Source organism: Pseudidiomarina sp. PP-1MA, from assembly GCF_041200125.1.
Taxonomy (GTDB): Bacteria; Pseudomonadota; Gammaproteobacteria; order Enterobacterales; family Alteromonadaceae; genus Pseudidiomarina; species Pseudidiomarina fusca.
The window spans coordinates 2512953-2532445 of sequence record NZ_CP165718.1; the positions used below are offsets into that span (position 1 = coordinate 2512953).

21 protein-coding genes are annotated in these 19493 nt (G+C 49.0%); 12 read left to right on the top strand and 9 right to left on the bottom strand.

The window, feature by feature from the left end:
- Positions 1 to 5: 5 nt before the first annotated feature.
- The 8 genes from AB8S08_RS11835 (at position 6) to AB8S08_RS11870 (ending at position 7645) form a co-directional block, all read left to right on the top strand.
- Complete coding sequence (locus AB8S08_RS11835) at positions 6 to 2099, top strand: type IV pilus secretin PilQ (RefSeq protein WP_369742872.1); 2094 nt, start codon at positions 6 to 8, stop codon at positions 2097 to 2099.
- Positions 2100 to 2222: 123 nt separating this feature from the next.
- The gene (aroK, locus tag AB8S08_RS11840; protein ID WP_110076438.1) at positions 2223 to 2741 is read left to right on the top strand and encodes a shikimate kinase AroK; all 519 of its coding nucleotides are present in this window, start codon (positions 2223 to 2225) and stop codon (positions 2739 to 2741) included.
- Between the two features lie 26 nt (positions 2742 to 2767).
- The gene (gene aroB, locus AB8S08_RS11845) at positions 2768 to 3877 is read left to right on the top strand and encodes a 3-dehydroquinate synthase (RefSeq protein WP_369744205.1); all 1110 of its coding nucleotides are present in this window, start codon (positions 2768 to 2770) and stop codon (positions 3875 to 3877) included.
- On the top strand, positions 3870 to 4733 hold the full coding sequence (locus tag AB8S08_RS11850) for a Dam family site-specific DNA-(adenine-N6)-methyltransferase (protein WP_153826277.1): 864 nt from the start codon (positions 3870 to 3872) through the stop codon (positions 4731 to 4733). The genes aroB and AB8S08_RS11850 overlap by 8 nt, the downstream gene beginning before the upstream one ends.
- Before the next feature lie 2 nt (positions 4734 to 4735).
- Positions 4736 to 5188: a GNAT family N-acetyltransferase gene (locus AB8S08_RS11855; protein WP_369742873.1), complete on the top strand. Its 453-nt coding sequence runs from the start codon at positions 4736 to 4738 to the stop codon at positions 5186 to 5188.
- Positions 5185 to 5958, top strand: coding sequence for a class I SAM-dependent methyltransferase (locus tag AB8S08_RS11860; RefSeq protein WP_369742874.1), 774 nt, complete (start codon positions 5185 to 5187; stop codon positions 5956 to 5958). The genes AB8S08_RS11855 and AB8S08_RS11860 overlap by 4 nt, the downstream gene beginning before the upstream one ends.
- Positions 5942 to 6427 (top strand): peroxiredoxin, encoded by a 486-nt coding sequence (locus AB8S08_RS11865; RefSeq protein WP_153826280.1) that lies wholly within the window; start codon positions 5942 to 5944, stop codon positions 6425 to 6427. The genes AB8S08_RS11860 and AB8S08_RS11865 overlap by 17 nt, the downstream gene beginning before the upstream one ends.
- Positions 6428 to 6436: 9 nt before the next feature.
- Positions 6437 to 7645 (top strand): NAD(P)/FAD-dependent oxidoreductase, encoded by a 1209-nt coding sequence (locus AB8S08_RS11870; protein ID WP_369742875.1) that lies wholly within the window; start codon positions 6437 to 6439, stop codon positions 7643 to 7645.
- A 13-nt stretch (positions 7646 to 7658) separates the two neighbouring features.
- Here the strand turns inward: AB8S08_RS11870 and AB8S08_RS11875 are convergent, their stop codons facing one another.
- From AB8S08_RS11875 to AB8S08_RS11895, 5 genes are all read right to left on the bottom strand, one after another.
- Positions 7659 to 8396 (bottom strand): thioredoxin domain-containing protein, encoded by a 738-nt coding sequence (locus AB8S08_RS11875; protein WP_110076444.1) that lies wholly within the window; start codon positions 8394 to 8396, stop codon positions 7659 to 7661.
- A gap of 12 nt (positions 8397 to 8408) precedes the next feature.
- Positions 8409 to 8933 (bottom strand): protein disulfide oxidoreductase, encoded by a 525-nt coding sequence (locus tag AB8S08_RS11880; RefSeq protein WP_153826285.1) that lies wholly within the window; start codon positions 8931 to 8933, stop codon positions 8409 to 8411.
- The gene (locus tag AB8S08_RS11885) at positions 8933 to 11008 is read right to left on the bottom strand and encodes a protein-disulfide reductase DsbD family protein (RefSeq protein WP_369742876.1); all 2076 of its coding nucleotides are present in this window, start codon (positions 11006 to 11008) and stop codon (positions 8933 to 8935) included. The genes AB8S08_RS11880 and AB8S08_RS11885 overlap by 1 nt, the downstream gene beginning before the upstream one ends.
- Positions 11009 to 11116: 108 nt before the next feature.
- A complete protein-coding gene (locus AB8S08_RS11890; protein ID WP_369742877.1) occupies positions 11117 to 11500 on the bottom strand; it encodes a hypothetical protein in 384 nt (127 codons plus the stop codon).
- A 91-nt stretch (positions 11501 to 11591) separates the two neighbouring features.
- Positions 11592 to 12161, bottom strand: a complete 570-nt coding sequence (locus AB8S08_RS11895) for a TMEM165/GDT1 family protein (RefSeq protein ID WP_369742878.1) — start codon at positions 12159 to 12161, stop codon at positions 11592 to 11594.
- A gap of 181 nt (positions 12162 to 12342) precedes the next feature.
- On the opposite strand from AB8S08_RS11895, the gene fnr reads away from it, so the two are divergent.
- Complete coding sequence (gene fnr / locus AB8S08_RS11900) at positions 12343 to 13047, top strand: fumarate/nitrate reduction transcriptional regulator Fnr (RefSeq protein WP_153826288.1); 705 nt, start codon at positions 12343 to 12345, stop codon at positions 13045 to 13047.
- A 12-nt stretch (positions 13048 to 13059) separates the two neighbouring features.
- On the opposite strand, the gene AB8S08_RS11905 is transcribed toward fnr, so the two are convergent.
- Positions 13060 to 13602: a hemerythrin domain-containing protein gene (locus tag AB8S08_RS11905; RefSeq protein ID WP_110076450.1), complete on the bottom strand. Its 543-nt coding sequence runs from the start codon at positions 13600 to 13602 to the stop codon at positions 13060 to 13062.
- A 173-nt stretch (positions 13603 to 13775) separates the two neighbouring features.
- Between AB8S08_RS11905 and norR the strand changes: the two genes are divergently transcribed.
- Both norR and AB8S08_RS11915 read left to right on the top strand, forming a co-directional pair.
- Positions 13776 to 15326: a nitric oxide reductase transcriptional regulator NorR gene (gene norR, locus AB8S08_RS11910; RefSeq protein WP_153826289.1), complete on the top strand. Its 1551-nt coding sequence runs from the start codon at positions 13776 to 13778 to the stop codon at positions 15324 to 15326.
- A 34-nt stretch (positions 15327 to 15360) separates the two neighbouring features.
- Positions 15361 to 15756, top strand: a complete 396-nt coding sequence (locus AB8S08_RS11915; protein ID WP_110076452.1) for a YbaN family protein — start codon at positions 15361 to 15363, stop codon at positions 15754 to 15756.
- Here the strand turns inward: AB8S08_RS11915 and AB8S08_RS11920 are convergent.
- The 3 genes from AB8S08_RS11920 to AB8S08_RS11930 are packed head-to-tail and all read right to left on the bottom strand — an operon-like array spanning position 15753 to position 18865.
- Complete coding sequence (locus AB8S08_RS11920) at positions 15753 to 16958, bottom strand: NnrS family protein (RefSeq protein WP_153826290.1); 1206 nt, start codon at positions 16956 to 16958, stop codon at positions 15753 to 15755. The two genes, AB8S08_RS11915 and AB8S08_RS11920, sit on opposite strands and share 4 nt — an antisense overlap.
- A 33-nt stretch (positions 16959 to 16991) precedes the next feature.
- Positions 16992 to 17867 carry a U32 family peptidase gene (locus tag AB8S08_RS11925; protein WP_369742879.1) on the bottom strand — a complete coding sequence of 292 codons (876 nt, stop codon included), beginning with the start codon at positions 17865 to 17867 and terminating at the stop codon, positions 16992 to 16994.
- A 2-nt stretch (positions 17868 to 17869) separates the two neighbouring features.
- Positions 17870 to 18865: a peptidase U32 family protein gene (locus AB8S08_RS11930; protein ID WP_369742880.1), complete on the bottom strand. Its 996-nt coding sequence runs from the start codon at positions 18863 to 18865 to the stop codon at positions 17870 to 17872.
- 87 nt (positions 18866 to 18952) lie between these two features.
- On the opposite strand from AB8S08_RS11930, the gene AB8S08_RS11935 reads away from it, so the two are divergent.
- Positions 18953 to 19483 carry an SCP2 domain-containing protein gene (locus tag AB8S08_RS11935; protein WP_369742881.1) on the top strand — a complete coding sequence of 177 codons (531 nt, stop codon included), beginning with the start codon at positions 18953 to 18955 and terminating at the stop codon, positions 19481 to 19483.
- Positions 19484 to 19493: the final 10 nt, after the last annotated feature.

The following is a 19493-nucleotide window of genomic DNA, read 5'->3' on the forward strand; positions in this document are numbered from 1 at the left end:
AAAACATGAAGCACTTAATTCGCACGGTCTGTTATTTGGCGCTATTACTACCTGCCACACTTTATGCTAACGACCTTATCCGCGTCGAAAAAATTGGCTTAGGCCCGGAGCGGTTCAACTTAGAGGCGCATTTTAGCGAACGCGTAGATGCCCCTGTGGTGCGACGTCATAGCAATCCGTTAGTACATGAATTTTTATTGCGCGGCACTTCAGCAGCCGCTCTTGCTGGGCTGTTGAACGTAGGTGAGCACCCACTATTACAACAAGTTGAAGTAGAGCAGCAACGCGACGATGTGTTGTTACGGGTTAGCACCACCAAGCCGCTGGAACACCTGATGAGTCGCATGGGCGAAGTGATGGTCTTGGTATTTGTCGCGAGTAAGAAAGTTCCTGATGCTGTCGCTGCAACGACTCCTGCTCAGCCGGCCCCACGCTCAGCCCCAGCAGAGCCAGCTCCGTCACCACAGCCGTCAGCTCGCGACCCTGAGTTACGTACCGCCAGTGCCGCCTATATCGCTACGCAAAACGCTAGCAATAGCACAGTCACCTCCATCAATTACTTTGGTTTAAGTGGTGCTACTGGCCAGCTCAGCATCGCTTTTAAGGGCGCTGAAATTGAACACGAACTAGATGCCAGCAAGCAGCAGCTTGAGCTTACCCTGTTTAATACTAAGTTACCTGACGACCTATTGTACGTGCTTGATGTTAGTAAGTTTGATACCCCCATAGGCTACGTTGAAACCTTTCAAGAAGGCCGTCATGCGCGCTTAAAAATTGCCGGCAAGAGCGATTTTAGACATCAACTTGAGCAGTTGGATGGCTATTTGCGCCTCACCTTTGCCGAGCGTACCGAGCCCAAGCAAGCGGCCCTAGATAAAAATCAAAAACCCATTTCGTTAAACTTTCAAGACGTGCCAGTTCGCCAGCTCTTGCAAATTTTGGCAGAAGAAAACCAGCTCAACTTGGTGGCGAGCGAGTCGGTAACCGGTAATATCACGCTACGTTTAGACAATGTTCCTTGGGAGCGAGCGTTAGAAACGATTCTGCGCGTTAAAGGCTTAGATAAACGCATTGATGGCAATATTCTGATTGTGGCGCCAGCCGTCGAGTTAGCGCAGCGAGAAGAGCAGCAGTTAGAGGCGAATCAACGGATGGCCGAACTAGCGCCATTAACCAGCTCCTATATTCAGGTTAATTACGCTAAAGCTGCAGAGGTCGCAGCTATTTTACGCACCGATAGTTCTGATTTACTGTCCTCGCGAGGAGCTGTGACGGTCGATGAGCGTACCAATACGCTCTTGGTACGCGATACCCAGCAGCAGATCGACAGCGTTAAAGCCATGGTTGAGGTCTTAGACATTCCAGTAAAACAAGTGATTATCGAAAGCCGCATGGTGACTGTACGCGACAACATTAGCGATGAACTGGGGATCCGCTGGGGTATTACTGAGCCTAGTGTGGATACTAGTTTGCCACTACCCTGGGGCTCAGGCACCTCTATTACTGGTGATTTTAATGTCAACCTGCCGGTAAGTAGCCCCGCTGCAACCATAGGTTTTCAAGTCGCTAAATTAGCCGACGGCCGGTTACTTGATTTGGAGCTGTCTGCGTTAGAACGAGAGAACAAAGGTGAGATCATTGCGAGTCCTCGCATTACCACAGCAAACCAAAAAGCCGCTTACATTGAGCAAGGTACTGAAATTCCATACGTAGAAAGTGCCTCCTCTGGGGCAACGTCGGTGCAATTTAAGAAGGCCGTGCTGGGGCTGCGAGTAACCCCACAAATCACCCCTGATAATCGCGTGATTCTTGATTTGGTGATCACCCAAAATACCCGTGGCGAAACCGTAACCACCCCTACAGGGCCGGCGGTTTCAATCGATACCCAAGAAATTGGCACTCAAGTTTTAGTAGAGAATGGCGAAACCATTGTGCTTGGTGGTATTTACCAACAGCAAATTCTTAATGATATTTCCAAAGTACCCTTGCTTGGTGACATCCCTTACGTTGGGGTATTGTTTAGAACGGAAAACCAAGTGAACGAAAAGCGTGAATTATTAATTTTTGTCACGCCACGAATTGTGACCAATAATCCGTAAACCTTGCTTAAATGGCTGTGACTTGCGATAATCGCGCATCTTTTTGGTTGGGTAAAGGAAGGTCTTGAGACACTCCGGATTCCGTGAGTCACAGCTAGTTAAACAAGTGAAGTAAAGCATCTAATGGCTGAAAAACGTAATATTTTCTTAGTGGGCCCTATGGGGGCTGGTAAAAGTACCATCGGGCGACAATTAGCACGCCAACTCCATCTTGAATTTTTCGATTCTGATACTGAAATTGAGCGCCGTACCGGTGCTGATATTGCGTGGGTGTTTGAATTAGAAGGCGAAGACGGATTTCGTGCGCGTGAAGAAAAAGTCATTGAAGAGCTCACCGAAAACACTGGCATTGTGTTAGCTACTGGTGGCGGATCGATTTTAAGCAAAGAGAGCCGTAATCGCCTTTCTGCGCGAGGCGTGGTGGTCTATTTACAAACCACCATCGATAAGCAGTTAGCAAGAACCCAACGTGATAAACGACGCCCTCTGATCGCGGATGCAGAAAATCCTCGCGAAGTACTAGAAAACTTGGCTGAAATCCGTAATCCTTTATACGAAGAGATTGCTGATGTTATTGTTCGTACAGACGAACAAAATGCAAAGACAGTGATTGACCAAATTATCGAACACATCAACGTATAAATTCGGAGACGCTCATGCAGACACCCATACAACAAATCACCGTTGGTCTGGGTGAGCGTAGTTATCCGATCGAGATTGGACCCGGCCTGTTGCAACGCAGTCCGCTATTTCCAAATCTTCCTCAGCAGATTTTAATCATTACCAACACCCTGGTAGCACCGCTCTATTTAGCCCAAGTAAAACAGTCGCTGGCGGCACATCAGGTGGTGGTGCATGAAATTGGTGATGGCGAAGCCGAAAAAAGCTTACCTAACTATCAAGCCATCATGGATACCCTAATTAGCCATAGTTTTGCGCGTGACTGTGCCATTATTGCCTTAGGTGGCGGTGTGGTTGGCGATTTAGCCGGCTTTGTCGCAGCAACCTATCAGCGGGGCGTGACCTTCTATCAAATTCCAACCACCCTGCTGGCGCAAGTGGATTCGTCGGTAGGAGGTAAAACGGCTATTAATCATCAGCTTGGTAAAAACCTCATTGGCGCCTTTCACCAGCCCCATGGGGTGTTAATCGATACCGACTGCCTGCAAACACTCAGTGCTCGTGATTACACTTGTGGCCTTGCTGAAGTAGTTAAGTACGGCATTATCGCCGATGCTGATTTTTTCACGTGGCTGGAGCAGCAAGCCGGCGCTCTATGCGCACGGGATACCAGCGCAATAACTCAAGCAATCAAGGTAAGTTGCAGTATTAAAGCCGCCATTGTCGCAGCGGATGAAACTGAACAGCATCAGCGCGCCTTACTCAATTTAGGGCATACGTTTGGGCACGCCATCGAAGCAGCCGATTATCAACATTGGCGCCACGGTGAGGCAGTCGCCGCAGGAATGGTGATTGCGGCCACCTTGATGGAACAAACCGGCCAACTAGCCAGCACGGATCTGCATCGAATTCGGCAACTCTTGCAGCAACTGGGGTTACCTGTTGAAGCTCCTCAACTAACGTTGCAGCAATGGCAAGATTACATGCAACGCGATAAAAAAGTAAAAGCAGGAGTGATTCGATTTATTCTCCCTACCGCCATTGGCCAAGCTCAAATGATTGGCTTAAGTGATTGGCAAGTGATTGCGACAGCAATCAACGCTTGTAGCAGTTCACAGCCCTTCAGCAAACTGATGTTAGGATCGGCTGATGCTTAAGAAACGTGCGTTTTTGAAATGGGCTGGGGGCAAATATGGTCTTATTGAACCTATTACAGCGCTCTTGCCTGAGGGCAACAAGTTAATTGAGCCTTTCGTCGGCGCCGGTTCGGTGTTCCTGAACACTAATTATGACAGATATATTCTTAACGATGTTAACCCAGATTTAATCAACCTGTTTAAGATCGTCAAACGACGGCCGCGACGTTTTATTGATGATGCTGCGCGCTTGTTTACTCTGAGAAATAATACCGCTGATGCCTATTACTCACTACGAGAGCAATTCAATCAATGTAGCGACTTATATCAGCGTGCGCTGTTATTCTTGTATCTGAATCGCCATGGCTACAATGGTTTGTGCCGTTACAACTTATCAGGGCACTTCAATGTGCCGTTTGGACGTTACAGCCGGCCTTATTTCCCACAAGCTGAATTAGAATTTTTTGCCGAAAAAGCCCAGCAAGCCGTCTTTACCTGTATGAGTTTTGAGCAGGTGTTTCGTCGTGCCCGTAAAGGCGATGTGGTGTATTGCGATCCTCCTTATGCACCGCTCAGCACTACCGCTAACTTCACCAGTTATGCTAGCGGTGGCTTTAACCTCGAGCACCAGCATGAGTTAGCTCGTCGGGCTGCTCATACCGCACATAAACGCGGCATCCCGGTGCTGATCAGTAATCACGATACGGAACTAACACGATTACTGTACCAAGATGCGGATATTCAAAGCTTACAAGTAGCACGCTTTATTAGCCCCAAAGGCGATAGTCGTGGCAAGGTTGCAGAGATTCTGGCGCTCTACACTCAACCTGAGCGCGCCAATGTCATTCCTTTAACTCGGCGAGTGAGAAGCAGATAACGATGAACTGGCAGCTAAAATCCTTTCCTCAGCTCAGCACCAGTGAGCTGTATACCATCTTGAAAGTGCGCCAAGAGGTGTTTGTGGTTGAACAAACCTGTCCCTACTTAGACGCTGATGGGAAAGACCCGCAGGCTCTGCATTTGGTGGCATGGGATGCGTCCTCGGCGCAAGCTGAGCTGTGCGCCTACGCTCGTATTTTTATTGGTGATGCGCACACGTCATCACGCATTGGACGAGTATTAACAGCTAACCATGCTCGTGGCCGTGGGTTGGGTCGTGAGTTGATGCAGCGTGCAATCACGATTTGCCAACAACATGCTAAGACTCAGCCTATTCAAATCGGTGCGCAAGTATATCTACGCGACTTTTATCAAAGCTTAGGCTTTATTGAGACCAGTGCCGAATATCTTGAGGATGACATCCCTCATGTGGATATGGAGCGCGCCGTATGAATGCTGCCGAGGTACCAATTCTGGTGCTGACTGGGGCAGATCATGACTATGCACAAAGGTTAGCCCAACGCTGCCAACTGCAAGTGCTTAGCGCTACGAACGCTAATCTAGACCAGCATGAATTTGTGCTTGAACTGACTCCTACCCAGCTACAACTTCGCTGGCTTGCTGCGCCTAAGATGTTGCCGCTGGTGGTTGATTTTAGTCAGGGTAAAGCAGCCTTTCGGGCGGCCAAGGCGAGCCTTAAAGATGAAGCGATCGGCCGCGCCTGTGGCCTGGCTAAATATAAATCAGCAACTATCCTAGATGGTACTGCTGGCTTAGGTCGCGATGCCTTGGTGCTTGCTCAGCTAGGGGCTACTGTCTTACTGCGCGAACGCAACCCAGTGGTAGCAGCCTTACTGTTGGACGGATTACAGCGGCTGCAGCACAGCGATGCTAACTTGGCCGCACGGTTACAATGGTATGACGACAGTTATCAAGGGTCTATCGAGGTGGTTTATTTAGACCCCATGTACCCGAAAAGCGATCGAAAACAGCGCGCAGCCGTAAAAAAGGACATGCAAATGTTTCAGCAGTTAGTTGGGGCCGACCATGATGCCGACCAGCTGCTAGCAGATGCGCGCGCCAAGGCGCAGTATCGGGTGGTCGTTAAGCGTCCACAGCACGCTGATTTTCTGGATCAACAACCACCTCAGAGCCAAGTAATAAGCAAAAAACATCGATTCGATATTTACTTAACGGAGCAATCTCATGATTCAAGTCAATGACCGTATTCCCGCTGGTACCTTAACCGCTTTAGGTGATGTTGGCCTTCAGCAGTTTAATCCAGCAGAAATGTTTGCCCAAGGCCGTCATATCCTCTTTGCAGTACCTGGCGCCTTTACTCCTACTTGTTCAGAGAAACACCTGCCAGGTTTTGTTGAGCATGCTGCTGCGCTGCAACAAGCAGGTGTGCAGACTATTACCTGTGTGGCCGTAAACGATGCCTTTGTGATGCGCGCTTGGGGTAAAGCCCTCAATGTAAATGACAAAGTGCAATTGTTAGCTGATGGTGATGGTTCTTACCATCAACAACTGGGGCTGACTAAAGCAACGGGCTCGTTTGGCGGCTTGCGCGCAGAACGCTACGCTATGGTGATTGAAGATGGTGTTGTCACCCACCTCTTTGTGGAAGATGAAAAAACCTTTGGTGTAAGCAGTGCTGAGCACGTGCTAGCAGCTTTAACAGGCGAGTAACCCTAGTCCATGAGTGAAGCAGTTCAGCATTATGACGTGATTATCATTGGGGCGGGTGCCGCCGGTTTACACTGTGCTGCACATGCAGCAGCCCGAGGCAAAAGCGTGATAGTGCTGGACCATGCTAAACAAGCTGGTAAAAAAATTCTGATTTCTGGTGGTGGACGTTGCAACTTCACCAACATGTTTGCGAGTGCTGAAAACTACCTCTCGGCTAACCCTCATTTTTGTAAATCTGCATTAAAGCAATACACCCCATGGGACTTTATTGCTCTAGTTGAGCGCCATGGTATCGCTTATCATGAAAAAACCTTAGGCCAGTTGTTCTGTGATGTAAGCGCCAAAGACATTGTCTCTATGCTGCTCAAAGAATGTAAGCAGTATGGCGCCAAAGTACAATTACGCACCGACATAACTGCAGTTGAATACCACCAGCAGAAGTATGAGTTAACCACCTCACAAGGCCAGTTAACTAGTACTGCTCTGGTTGTTGCCTGCGGCGGCTTATCTATGCCAAAACTTGGTGCAACGCCTTTCGGTTACCAACTAGCCGAGCAATTCGGGCATACCATATTGCCCGTACGCGCTGGCTTAGTGCCTTTTACTCTGCATGACACCGATAAACAACAGTATGCGGAGCTTTCTGGGTTAGCGGTTGATGTGATTGCTAGTACGGCAGCCGATGCTAAAATGAGCGCCAGCTTCACTGAAGCAATGCTGTTTACCCATCGTGGTTTATCTGGTCCGGCAATGCTGCAGCTATCCAGCTACTGGCAAGCTGGTGAAGTTATCGATATTAATCTACTGCCTAGATTTGAGTTGTTGCAGCAGTTACAGCAACTGCGTCAACAACGTCCAAAGTTAGGACTACGCAGCGCTTTGCAAGAATGGCTGCCCAAACGCTTGGTACAAGTGCTAGCTCAGAGCCAAGGGTGGCCTGACAAGAACCTCGCTGATTGCAATAATCAGCTGCTACAAAAAGTCGCCGAGGACATTCAAGCTTGGCGTCTTAAGCCCAACGGCACCGAAGGCTATCGCACCGCCGAAGTGACCCTCGGCGGTGTTGATACTAAAGAAATCAGCTCTAAGACGATGCAAAGCACCATCCAGCCTCAGTTGTATTTTATTGGTGAAGTGATGGATGTTACTGGCTGGCTTGGCGGCTATAATTTTCAGTGGGCATGGAGCAGTGCCTACGCCTGCTCTCAGCACCTCTAAAATCACTAGCGCTTTAATCCAGCATCTCTTGCACTAAGGCTTGTAATTGGTCGTATTCCACAAAGCCAGGAATCACTGCGCTGCCCACCACAATGGTTGGGGTGCCGCGATAGCCAAAATCACTAAAGGCTTTGTAGTTTTCCATCAAATTACGACGGGCAACTTGGGGATTATTGAGTTGTCCGCGTGTTCCTGTTAAGCGGGCCACATGCTCTATCGATTGAGCTGTGTGTAAGCCGTTTTTAGCGTAAAGCAGCTTGGCTACTTCAGGGTATTGCTCAGGTTGATGCTGCCACACATTCATGGCGAACTCAGAGGGGTTAACGTTACTACCCTCTGTTTGTTGCTGGCGTAACGGCACCACAATATTAATCACCTTAACCCCATCAAACTCTTCCACTAAACGCTGTAAATGAGGCTCGATGCGTTTGCAATAAGGGCAATCGTAATCGGTATAAACCAGCACGGTCAGTTTGGGATCGGCTGCGCCATACCAAGGTTGCACCTTGTCGTTATCGTATAACCAGCTTTCGTATTTAGCTTGAGCATTACGGCTGGCTTCTTTGCCCTCAATGTAACGCTCAACACTATTTAGCACGTCACCAATCACTTCGGGATGCTGCTTTAACAAACCGACCAACTGTTCAAGTTGTTGTGCTTGTTGATTGGCCTGCTGTGCTTGTGCAGTAGCGCCCAAGGTAGCTAAGCCGAGGGCCATCAGGGTGCCGAAAAACAAAGATTTGAACGTCATACTACTCTCCAATTAACCAGAAAAACTTGCCCACCAGCGCCGCCACCATAAGCCAGTTGGCGTGGTGATACCAGTGGTATAAGAAACAATTTCGCCTTCATGAACGATGGCGACAGTAGGGGTAGCCGTTATTTGCCACTGCTGCCCCACTTGTCCCAGTGGATCGTTCACCGTAATGAGTTGGTAATTTTGTTGCTCCAAATAATGCGCAACCTTGGCATCAGACCCCGAACGTAACGCTACCGTGACCACCGGATAATCGGCTGCCATCCAATTCACCGTTGGCGTTACGTACGTACACACCGGACACCAAGTGGCCCAAAAATACACAATGACAGGTTCACTGTAACTGCGTTCCAACCAATCTTCTGTCGTTCCTTGTAGATCGGTATAGGTCATCAGCGGCACCGCTTGCGGATCGAGATTACGGCCTCGCCACGCATCTACAGCCGTACTAATCAGCATAAACATTACCACCATGGCGGCAATATTTTTGAGCAGCTTGAGCCATTTGCTGGATTGCTTTGGCTGCGACATTATTCTCTCCCCGTGGCTTGGTCGATTGCGGCACTGACAGCCTCGGCCGTTAGAATCACAGGTAAATCGATGCCCGCAGGGGCATTTGGACCATAAACCCGATTAAAAGGCACCCCATAACGCTGATATTTGCGTAAATACTGAGTGACTTGGTCATTGGCTTGGCTCCAGTCACCTTGCATGGTCACCACCTGTGGGTCTTGCAGCAATTGATACACGGGCTGCTGCAATAGCACCCCTATTTTGTTGGCCTTACAGGTAATACACCAATCCGCGGTAATATCGACAAACACCACTTGACCTTGGGCCACGGCCCGACTGATCTCCGCTTCATTTAGGCCTACCCAAACGTGATCGGGGCGCGGGCCACTAGCCCATTTAGCGCTGGTAAGACTAGCGGTGACGGCTACCGCTGCTACCACTAACAAGCTACTGGCCATAGCAATCAACAGTCCTTGTTTGCCGTAAGTTCTAACTACCAGTAGCGCGGCTAGTACTAACCAACTTAACGCTATTAGCCAGACCATTGCAGCACTTAAATGATTATTGAGTAAGGTTAATAGCCACAAGGTGGTGGCCGCCAACATCAGACTAAAAATCACTTTTGTGATCTGCATCCACCGGCCCGGTTTAGGTAGCAACTTAGCCAAAGATGGTAGCGCCGCCACCAATAACCAAGGCGATGCCATGCCAAGTCCTAAACCAGTGAAAATAAACCAGAGTTGTAGATTAGAGGCGGCCATAGCAAAACTTACCGCGGTTCCTAAAAAGGGGGCCGAACAAGGCGTTGCTAATAAGGTCGCGAACATGCCTTGGACCACATGCCCTAGGTACGAATTATCACCACGTTGGGCAGCCCAAGTTTGCCAGCTACTAGGTAGTCGAAATTCAAATAGGCCAGCCAAGTTGAACGTAAACAAACCAGTGACTAGCACCATAAAGCCAATAAACCATGGGCTTTGAAATTGAATACCCCAGCCTAGTGCGCTACCACTCGTTTTTAGGCCCCAGATAAACAGTGCCAACAACCAAAAAGACAGCACAATACCTAATGCCGATGCTAAGAACTGACGCCGAATAAGACCTCTCTCTCGCGGTATCAACAACACGCTTTGCAACTTCATCCCCAGCACAGGTAGGACACATGGCATGATATTTAAAATAAGCCCGCCGAGTAGCGCAAAAGCAAACATCAAACCAAGACTACTAGATACCGCTGGTGCATGAGTGACTTGCGTCACGGCCTGCGCCGTTGTGGATAATTCAGCCGCTAGCGCCTCATCTAGCACAGTAATTTGAATGGGATAACTAGCCACCTCCGCAGCACCTAACCAATGGCTAATGTTGAAGGTAGCCAGTAACCGCTGACCATCGATATCCAGGCGTGGTGGCGCCACCGTCATATCTGCCAATTCCGTGGCCAAGCTATCAACCAAGACATCCGGCTGTTGCCAGCCCTGTGGGTGGGTAAGCTCAAGTTGCAACTGCTGTTGACTGGCTGACCATTCTGCCCGCTCCAAGACCACCGCGGGATGGTCTAGCCGAGGCACTTGGCTTAAGGCCTTCTGCAATTCAAACATCCGCTGCTCAGATGCGACCAATTGGGCCGGATTGAAGCTGATATCAACGGGGAAATCCGTTAACACGCAGATGTTAGTGCAGCTAGACATGGTCACCACACCTTGTAGCCGCGCTGGCTGCTGCCAGTTTTCTATCGCCAACGTCAGCGGAAAGGCCACCGTGCCTTGATAGCCTACCGTTTCAATCCCTTGCACCTGGTAACGCTGTGGCGCAGGCCACTGCCACTGCACCCTACTGATATTACTTTTGGTTTGCCACTCTGTGGTAGGGGGAATGCCGCCCTCTCCGGGCGCCCGCCAATAGGTCTTCCAAGGGCTCTCTAAGCGAACCTTTAACAATGCTTGCAACTGTTGCTGATCGGCTTGCGCAGTCACTAAATCTAACTTGATTTGAACGTGCGGATGCTCTGAGCTGGTTATCCAGTCAGTAGAATCCTGTGCCCATGCAGAACTCATCAACATGAACAATAAAATAAAGGGGATTATGTGTTTCATCTATACATCTCAACTAACCTATGACTGAGTACCTACTTGAACCGATTCGAACAGAACAGTCGTACCCCTCGCTTGCTGCATCAAGCAGCTACAGACAACTCAGTGAGGTTATTCTCGAAACACACAAAAGTGCAGATGTGGCCGATATCGCCACCGCGGCGGTGGCACTGTCAAAGTTACCGCGGTGGTGCCTAGCCGGCTGGATAAAAGCAGAGCAACGACTAATAATAGGCCGACACTCAGTTGGTCAAATAATTGCTGTAATGCCTGCTGCAATAGTTGCTCACTGGCACTACATTCACTCTCGCTAGCTAGGGCACTAGCGACGTCGCTGGTGGCGCTAGTTGCCACCAGGCTAGCCTGCGGTAGCGCCTGCTGTTGTAATGGACAGCCCTGAATCCAACTACTTTGTTTCGCCAAACACAGACACAACACCAGCATGACGGCCCATAGGCAGCCACGTGCGCGTTGTTGTTCAGTCCAGTTAAGCATCAGGTTATCTCTTTAATTTAGCTGTTGCCGATACTAGCAAGTTTTCAACGCGCGGCCAAGTTTTAGCCAGCGCCAAAGTGGCTTAGAACGTTTAAGCCAAGAGTTGACTTAGCGCGGTAGCAATACCTAGCACCACGAACAAGGTCGCCGCAATATAACGAGCTGCATTCAGTGGTAGTTTTTGCATCAACCGTTGTCCGAGTAGCACGATCGGAACATTGGCAAGCATCATCCCTAAGGTTGTTCCTAATGTAACCCACAATACGCTGGTGTATTGAGCTCCTAGAATAACCGTAGCCACCTGGGTCTTATCACCTATTTCAGCAATAAAAAACAGCACTGTGGTGGCGATAAAAGCGCCGTATTTACGCACGTTTTCGTGTTCGTCATCATCTGCTTTATCGGGTATCAGTACCCACAGGCCAACGGCTATAAAAGAACCAGCGACCACATAGGTAGCGAGTGTTGCCGGGATGATATCTACTAACCACGAACCCAGCCAAGCGGACGCTAAATGATTGAGCAGAGTCGCCACTAATATTCCCAGGATAATTGCTGTTTTGTGGCGGTAACGCGCGGCCAAGAACAGACTTAGCAATTGCGTTTTATCGCCTATTTCGGCTAAAGCGACGGTCACTGTTGAGGTTATGAATGCATCCACTTAAGGGCTCCTGCTGGTTTGGTCGCGCATTTTAACAGTCTAGGACAATCCCCACAAACCCTACCAACTACCCCCTCTTAGGCATATTGGAGGTACTCCATCGGCACAAGGTTACTTTTCAGGCGTTGGGCGTATACTGCAGTTATTCGTTAGGGATGTTGATCTAAATCAGGAAATCATTATGGCTAATCTGACTTCTCACATACATTGTCAAAATTGCAGCATGGCAGCGCTATGTTTACCGTACCAATTAGATCAAGAGGGTATGAATCGGCTAGACACTATTATTCAGCGTCATAAGCCTCTGCATAAACGTGACGTGTTAGTTAATGCCGGTGCGCCGCTAAAATATTTATATGCCGTACGTAGCGGTTCACTAAAGTCTTACACCATTGACGATAATGGCGTAGAGCAAATCATTGATTTCCATTTGCCTGGCGACCTCGTCGGTTTTGATGCTTTAGCTGAAGGTCAACACCGCAGTTACTCACAAGCTCTAGAAACCACCATGTTGTGCGAAGTGCCTATTGTGTCACTGGATGAGCTAGTAATTGAGATGCCATCGCTGCGCAAACAAATGATGCGTTTAATGAGTAGCGAGATATTCTCCAGCAAACAACTACTCGGCACGTTGAACAACCGCTCAGCCCATCAACGTTTAGCGCACTTCTTAGTCACCTTGTCCGATCGCTTTAAAGCGCGCGGGTTATCTAGCACTTCGTTTCGCTTAACCATGACTCGCGCTGATATCGGTAACTACTTAGGCCTTTCGGTAGAAACCATTAGCCGTATTTTATCGGCACTGCAAGGCGAAGGTGTGATTGATGTGCAGAACAAGCTAGTTAACATCATCGAGCCAGCCCGCTTGCGCGAGCTAGCTCACTAACTGACGCAGCACTTATTGGCAACCACCACAGCAGTGACCATTACCATGGCCACTGCTGGCTGGTTTATCTGCTTGCTTAAAAAGAATGCTATTTTCAATATCGATGTGCAGCTGCAAGTCTTTCACTAACTCATTTAGCCCCTCATAAAGCATGATCCAGCTTCCACAAGCGCCGCGTGGAGCTTGGTTTTGATGGGTCAACTCTAATAATTCGGCTAACATTTGCTCGTGCTGGTCGTGCTCTTCTTCCATCACCGCGATAGGTCCGCTTGGATAGATCCCACCAGCTAACATCGGAAACAAAATTTGCTCTTCTTTCATCATGTGGCTTTCTAGCTCTTGGTACATGCTTTGCAGCAATTCTGCCAAGCCTGCTGGACAGGCTTCATGATCATTATGTACGTCTTCTATTTTGCGCGCTAAGTTAATTAACTCCGGCAGCTGTGCGCGATGCTTATCGTGAAAATTCTCAACAATATAATCAATTAAATGCTTGCTAGGCATGGCTTGAAACACGGCTAAAGCTTCTGCATGAATGGTAGATGGTGTTGACATAATAACTCCTAATTTTGAGATAAAAGCGGCCAAAATGGACCAGCAATACCTGTTGATATTGCAAAATAGATGCCAAAACTACCTACTTTGATTTATATCGATTTTTTCCCTGCAATGGTAAATTAAACCCATATTTATTTGGGTCAAAAAGGACTTTAAGGGTTAAATCTACCATGCAAGATGTCACCTTACTTGAAACTCTGATCGCCGATTTAGTGACCGAACAGCCTGCCGTAGTAAGGCTAGAGAAAGTCGTCAAAACACTACGCCAACACTTTCATTGTGGTGCCGTGGTGCTGCTTAAATTAGAGCAGCAAATGCTTAAGCCCATTGCTAGTATCGGTTTAGCACGGGAGGCCTTAGGGCGCCGTTTTATTGTGCATCAGCATCCGCGCCTAGCCACCATTATGGCGAGTCGCGAAGCGGTTCGATTTGAGCCAGATAGCCACCTCGCAGACCCCTATGACGGGCTTATAGAAGATAGCCCCGATGGCCATTTGGCAGTACACGATTGTATGGGGATCTCATTACATGTTGAAGGCAAATGCTGGGGGGTTCTGACCCTAGATGCCCTCACCCCAGGAACCTTTGATACGGCTGCCATGCATGCACTGCAACGAGCAAGCTTGCTGGTTGAAGCGGCGATTCGCATGGGGCAAATTGAGCAAAGCGTCAGAGCCCTACGTAATCAACGGCGCGATCAAGAATACTCGCTTAGTGGCGAGGCTTCCGCTAGTTACGAAATCATCGGGCGTAGTGCTCCATTGCTCAATGTGATGCAAGAATTGAGTGTTGTGGCCGGCTCAGATCTTCCGGTATTACTGCTGGGTGAAACCGGCGTGGGTAAAGAGTTATTTGCACGACAGTTACATCGCCAGTCACAACGAGCGCAGCAGCCCTTAGTGTATGTGAATTGTGCAGCGTTACCGGAGGCTCTGGCCGAGAGTGAACTCTTCGGCCATACCAAAGGGGCCTTCTCTGGGGCAACCAGCGAGCGGGCCGGTCGGTTTGATAGCGCTGATGGCGGCACCATCTTCTTAGATGAAGTAGGTGAGCTGCCACCAGCAATTCAGGCAAAGTTACTACGAGTATTGCAGAATGGCGAGATTCAACGCTTAGGAAGCGATCGTAGCCATACCGTCAATGTCCGAGTTGTGGCGGCAACCAATCGCGACTTGAAGCAGCAAATAAAATCAGGTGATTTTCGTGCTGATCTCTACCATCGCTTATCCGTGTACCCGTTACCTATTCCACCGCTGCGAGAACGTAGCGATGATATTCCTGTGTTAGCCGGTCACTTCTTAGAGCTTAACCGAGCTCGCCTTGGGGTACGAGCGTTACGCCTCACCCAAGCGGCAGAGCATGCCTTATTGGCTTATGATTGGCCTGGCAACGTGCGCGAACTTGAGCATACCATCAGCCGGGCGGCGATTAAGGCGCTTAGCATAGGTGCGGCACGAGAAGATATTGTTAGTATCGATATTGGTTTGCTGGATTTACCTGGTGCAGCCACCGCCAGCGTGCAAGTCACGGATATATTGCAGAGCAACCAGCGCAAGGCGTTTCCCACCATGAACTTGAAAGATACCCTCAATGCGGTGCAGCGCCAGCTTATTGAGCAGGCTTTAGAGCAAGCGGACTACAAATGGACCCAAGCGGCCCGTATACTAGAGATAGATGCAAGCAACTTACACAAATTGGCGCAGCGGCTGGGCTTAAAATAGCAGCTGCCCACTACCAAGCCATGCAAGGAGCTCTATGACGGTTGTGCTGCGGATTTTATTGTGGCGGACGCTAGCTATTATTACGCTAGCGCTGGGCATCATTGGTTTATTGTTGCCCATCATGCCAACGGTACCTTTTCTGCTGGTGGCCGCATGGGCCGGCGGCAAGGGCTGGCCGGTATTAGAAGCCAAGCTATTGGCGCATCCAACCTATGGCCCGCAAATCATTGCCTGGCGCCGCTACGGTGTCATTAAGCGTAGGCCCAAAGTGATTGCATCGGTGATGATGTCCGGGAGCGCAATCATGTTGGCATTTAGCCCAGCACCCTTATGGTTAAAAGGCTTAGTTATTGGCATTATGGCCACCGTTGCAGTATGGATGTGGCTGCGCCCAGAGCAACAGCCACCTGATTCAGGCTCCGATTCTTAACCTGGACGTCCATCTGGACGTGGCGTGGTAAGAATAGGAAAGTACACCAGTACATAAATGCCATAGGCTAACACCCAAGCAAACGCACTTAGGGCATACCAATACACGGATAACTCTGGCCATAAGCCTTGCACAAATACGCGAACCACCGCAGCTACTATCACTAACATAAAGGCTGCGCTAATGATGGGTTTGGGTTGTAGGGCACGACCGCTATGGCCCAGAGAGACCCGTGCAATCATCGCTAAAATCATATTACCCATAGCGCCAGCAGTTAATGCATGTAACGCCAAGCTGTTGGTGATAGGAAAGCCCGCATAGCGCAGCGCATATAGCGCTAAGCCAATTGGAATAAACCAGTAAGCTACATGTAGCGACCACAGTAACGGTACTTTCCAGGTGATCCAGATACGCCAACGGGCGCAGCGAATAGCTAAAGCTAAAGCACTTGTCGCGAAGAGTAGAGCCATCACCAAGGCCGGTACCATGGCGCTGAAATTGGTAATATTCAGCACAAAAATCAACCACAAACTACCTAACCCGATGCGGTCTAACCAGACGATGGGTTCGGCTTTTGGTGTCATAGTTCCGTTGGCGGTAAACATAGGGAGTACCCGACCACCTACGATGGCCATCAGTAAAGTGACCAACCACACCGCATTTTGGCTACCTAATTGTTGAATTTCGTATTGTCCGGTCTGCAGCCCGAAGTGCATCAGCGCATTGCACAAGGTTAACAAGAAAAGCACGGGCACGAAGAATAGGTTTCGCTGCTGCTTCACCGCAATTAAGGGCACAGCCAATAAAATCGCCGCTAACGGTAAAAATAATAGATCAACCGCAGCTACCAGCCACCAAGGTAGCCAAGCCCCAACTAAAAGCCCTAACCGACCCAACACCCATACCGCAGTGAGGATGCCAAGGGCCCGTCCGTGGGTAGCGCGTAAGCCAGTCCAATTCTGTACGGCGGTCAGCAAAAAGCCCACGATGATGGCCGCCACAAAACCAAAGATCATTTCATGACTGTGCCAGAATAAGGTTTGCCCATACACGGGCAGCTCGATGACCTGAGCTAATACCAGCAGCCACAAGGTGATGGCCAAGGCACTAAAGCTCGCCCCCAATAAAAACATCGGTCGAAAAGCTTGCCGCAATAACGGCCACATTTTTTGCTCAATTTGTAAGTCAGTAATTTGAATCATGCTGTCTTCCTATATGGTTGCTAGCAACCCTAATTATGCTGTTTGCACTAACCCTGCTAATGCCATCCAATAGCCGTTACTATCGTTCGGCTCGAGGGCTTGGGGCTGTTCGCCATGCTGGTTCTGCCGAAATTTTTCTAACCAAGAAAAGGTGCCTTCTAACTGCGGACTTAAACGCACTATGTCAACTAAGCCTTGCATGCTAGGTAACTGATTTACCAAGTTATAACGAGTTCCGGATTGCGTTTGAATACCATTTAGAACAAATACTTGCTGACCTTCTTGGCTATCCACACGACGCCCCTCTGGGTATTTAATGCAACAGAGTTCGCATTGGTCTTTGGCACGGTTTTCTGAGCGCGCCGTAAAACAGCGACCGGACCAAGCCAAAGGCATGTGCCCAAAGCTAAACACTTCAACTTCTAAGCAATCGCGCACATCTTTTACCATCGGCTGTTGCAGTAATTTCTGCAACCAGTCACGAGATAATTCAACCGGCATCACCCAACGGCTCATCCCCATGGTCATTAATTGCCGCAGCGTGTGCTGGTTGTAGCAATTGATGGCGGCTCCAGCGACAAAGGGTAGTTGGTTATCTTGCAGAAGTCGAATGGCGCCCACGTCGTTGGCTTCCACTAAAAACTCACCATTATCGCAATACTTGCGTAGCTCTCGTAGCTCGGATGGTGCTTCTAACAGGGTCATGGTAGACAACACCACCTGTTTGCCCGCCTCGCGTAATTCATGAGCGACTTGCAGCCAATCAGCAAACTTCAGTTCACGCCTTTTACTACAGACCGTCTCGCCTAAATAAACAATATCAACGGCAGATTCTGCGGCTTGCCGATAGAAGTTTTTTACCACTTGCTGCGGCCAATAGTATTGAATTGCTCCTAGAGAAAATTTCATGATTACTTCCATTTCCGGTGGTAGGCACCCAACGTGGTTTGGCTGCCTTCAGATAAACCTGCGAGAGTCGCATCCCAGTCGGGCTGCACGGCAAAATTAGCAGGATCTGCTAGCACTTTGTCTATAGCCTGACGCCACACCCGCGTTAATTGGGCGACGTAAGCCGGGCTGCGTTGCCGACCTTCGATTTTTAAACTCACAATGCCCTCTTTATGCAGCTCCGGTAACAAGCTTAAAGTATTCAAGCTCGTTGGTTCTTCTAAGGCGTGATAGGTGTCTTCACCGACGGTGAAACGTCCTTTACATAACGTTGGATAACCTGCAGTTTCATTGGGGGCAAAGGTATCAATCAGAATATTGTTCAGCCGTGACTCTAACGAGCCATCTTCGTGTTCATCCCAGCGTACGTATTTTGCCGGTGAACAAGCTCCTGCCGTGTTCGGTGATTCACCTGTCATGTACGAGCTTAAATAACAGCGCCCTTCGGCCATAATGCACAGGCTACCAAAGGCAAAAACTTCGAGGTCAACATCGGTGGTGCGCGCTAGGGTACGCACTTGGTTCATCGAGAGCACACGCGGCAGCACCACGCGCTTCACATTAAATTGTTGATAAAACTCAATCGCTGCCGCATTGGTGGCTGAGGCTTGTACCGAAAGGTGTAATTCAACCTTAGGATAGCGCTCAGCTGCGTAAGCTAGCACCGCAATATCTGCCAAAATGAGCACATCAGCGCCACACTTCACCGCCATATCAACCGCTTTCCGCCAGTTTTCCCAGCTATCTGCATGCGCAAAGGTATTAATGGCAACATGCAACTTCTTGCCATGGCTATGCGCAAACCGAACGGCTTCAGTTAAACCTGCTTGGTCAAGATTTAAACCAGCAAAATGACGTGCGTTAGTTTCATCTTTTAAACCTACATATACCGCATCTGCACCATTTTCAATGGCTGCTTTCAAGGCTGGCATACTGCCGGCGGGGCAGAGTAATTCCATAATTATTGATCCCGTCCATAAACATGCATTGGTAATGAGTATTATAATCGGGTTAAATTTTTCTGGGCTGATTAATCGAGGTAATAAATGGTTATCCCTAAAGTAGTAGATCTGGCCTATCAGTGGGGCCCACACCTTTCTAAGTCCTTACTACAAGTAGCCCCGCGTGGGGTAACTCAACACCTATTTGCGCAAGCTCTAAACCATGTTCTTAACGATGAACTGGTGGCCGATAAATTTGCTTTCTTGCGCCAGCGATGGGTTCTTATTGAGGTGCCAGACTTAGCCTTAAAGTTCAGCGTATCCCTCGCCAACCAAGGCCTACGACCACGCCTACAAGTAACTTTTGACGGCCCGCAAGCAGACGTTACCATGCGCGGTAATAGTGAGTATTTATTGCTGATGCTAAGTGGCAAAGTAGACCCGGATACCTTGTTCTTCCGACGCAAATTATTGATCAAAGGTGACACTGAATTAGGGCTTGAAGTGAAGAACTTATTGGACACCATTGAGTTGAATCAACGCCTACCCAAACCTGTTTTTAGGTTTAATCAGGCCTTAGCAGAGCGTATTTTGCAGCAGCAAGCTTATACCCCTTCAGGCGTATCAAAATTCTGATCTGCATCAA

Bases quoted from the DNA above. Each gene is read 5' to 3' on its own strand.
- AB8S08_RS11835 (WP_369742872.1), top strand. From the start codon at position 6: ATGAAGCACTTAATTCGCACGGTCTGTTATTTGGCGCTATTACTACCT.
- aroK (WP_110076438.1), top strand. From the start codon at position 2,223: ATGGCTGAAAAACGTAATATTTTCTTAGTGGGCCCTATGGGGGCTGGT.
- AB8S08_RS11850 (WP_153826277.1), top strand. From the start codon at position 3,870: ATGCTTAAGAAACGTGCGTTTTTGAAATGGGCTGGGGGCAAATATGGT.
- AB8S08_RS11855 (WP_369742873.1), top strand. From the start codon at position 4,736: ATGAACTGGCAGCTAAAATCCTTTCCTCAGCTCAGCACCAGTGAGCTG.
- AB8S08_RS11860 (WP_369742874.1), top strand. From the start codon at position 5,185: ATGAATGCTGCCGAGGTACCAATTCTGGTGCTGACTGGGGCAGATCAT.
- AB8S08_RS11865 (WP_153826280.1), top strand. From the start codon at position 5,942: ATGATTCAAGTCAATGACCGTATTCCCGCTGGTACCTTAACCGCTTTA.
- AB8S08_RS11870 (WP_369742875.1), top strand. From the start codon at position 6,437: ATGAGTGAAGCAGTTCAGCATTATGACGTGATTATCATTGGGGCGGGT.
- AB8S08_RS11875 (WP_110076444.1), bottom strand. From the start codon at position 8,396: ATGACGTTCAAATCTTTGTTTTTCGGCACCCTGATGGCCCTCGGCTTA.
- AB8S08_RS11880 (WP_153826285.1), bottom strand. From the start codon at position 8,933: ATGTCGCAGCCAAAGCAATCCAGCAAATGGCTCAAGCTGCTCAAAAAT.
- AB8S08_RS11885 (WP_369742876.1), bottom strand. From the start codon at position 11,008: ATGAAACACATAATCCCCTTTATTTTATTGTTCATGTTGATGAGTTCT.
- AB8S08_RS11890 (WP_369742877.1), bottom strand. From the start codon at position 11,500: ATGCTTAACTGGACTGAACAACAACGCGCACGTGGCTGCCTATGGGCC.
- fnr (WP_153826288.1), top strand. From the start codon at position 12,343: ATGGCTAATCTGACTTCTCACATACATTGTCAAAATTGCAGCATGGCA.
- AB8S08_RS11905 (WP_110076450.1), bottom strand. From the start codon at position 13,602: ATGTCAACACCATCTACCATTCATGCAGAAGCTTTAGCCGTGTTTCAA.
- norR (WP_153826289.1), top strand. From the start codon at position 13,776: ATGCAAGATGTCACCTTACTTGAAACTCTGATCGCCGATTTAGTGACC.
- AB8S08_RS11915 (WP_110076452.1), top strand. From the start codon at position 15,361: ATGACGGTTGTGCTGCGGATTTTATTGTGGCGGACGCTAGCTATTATT.
- AB8S08_RS11920 (WP_153826290.1), bottom strand. From the start codon at position 16,958: ATGATTCAAATTACTGACTTACAAATTGAGCAAAAAATGTGGCCGTTA.
- AB8S08_RS11925 (WP_369742879.1), bottom strand. From the start codon at position 17,867: ATGAAATTTTCTCTAGGAGCAATTCAATACTATTGGCCGCAGCAAGTG.
- AB8S08_RS11930 (WP_369742880.1), bottom strand. From the start codon at position 18,865: ATGGAATTACTCTGCCCCGCCGGCAGTATGCCAGCCTTGAAAGCAGCC.
- AB8S08_RS11935 (WP_369742881.1), top strand. From the start codon at position 18,953: ATGGTTATCCCTAAAGTAGTAGATCTGGCCTATCAGTGGGGCCCACAC.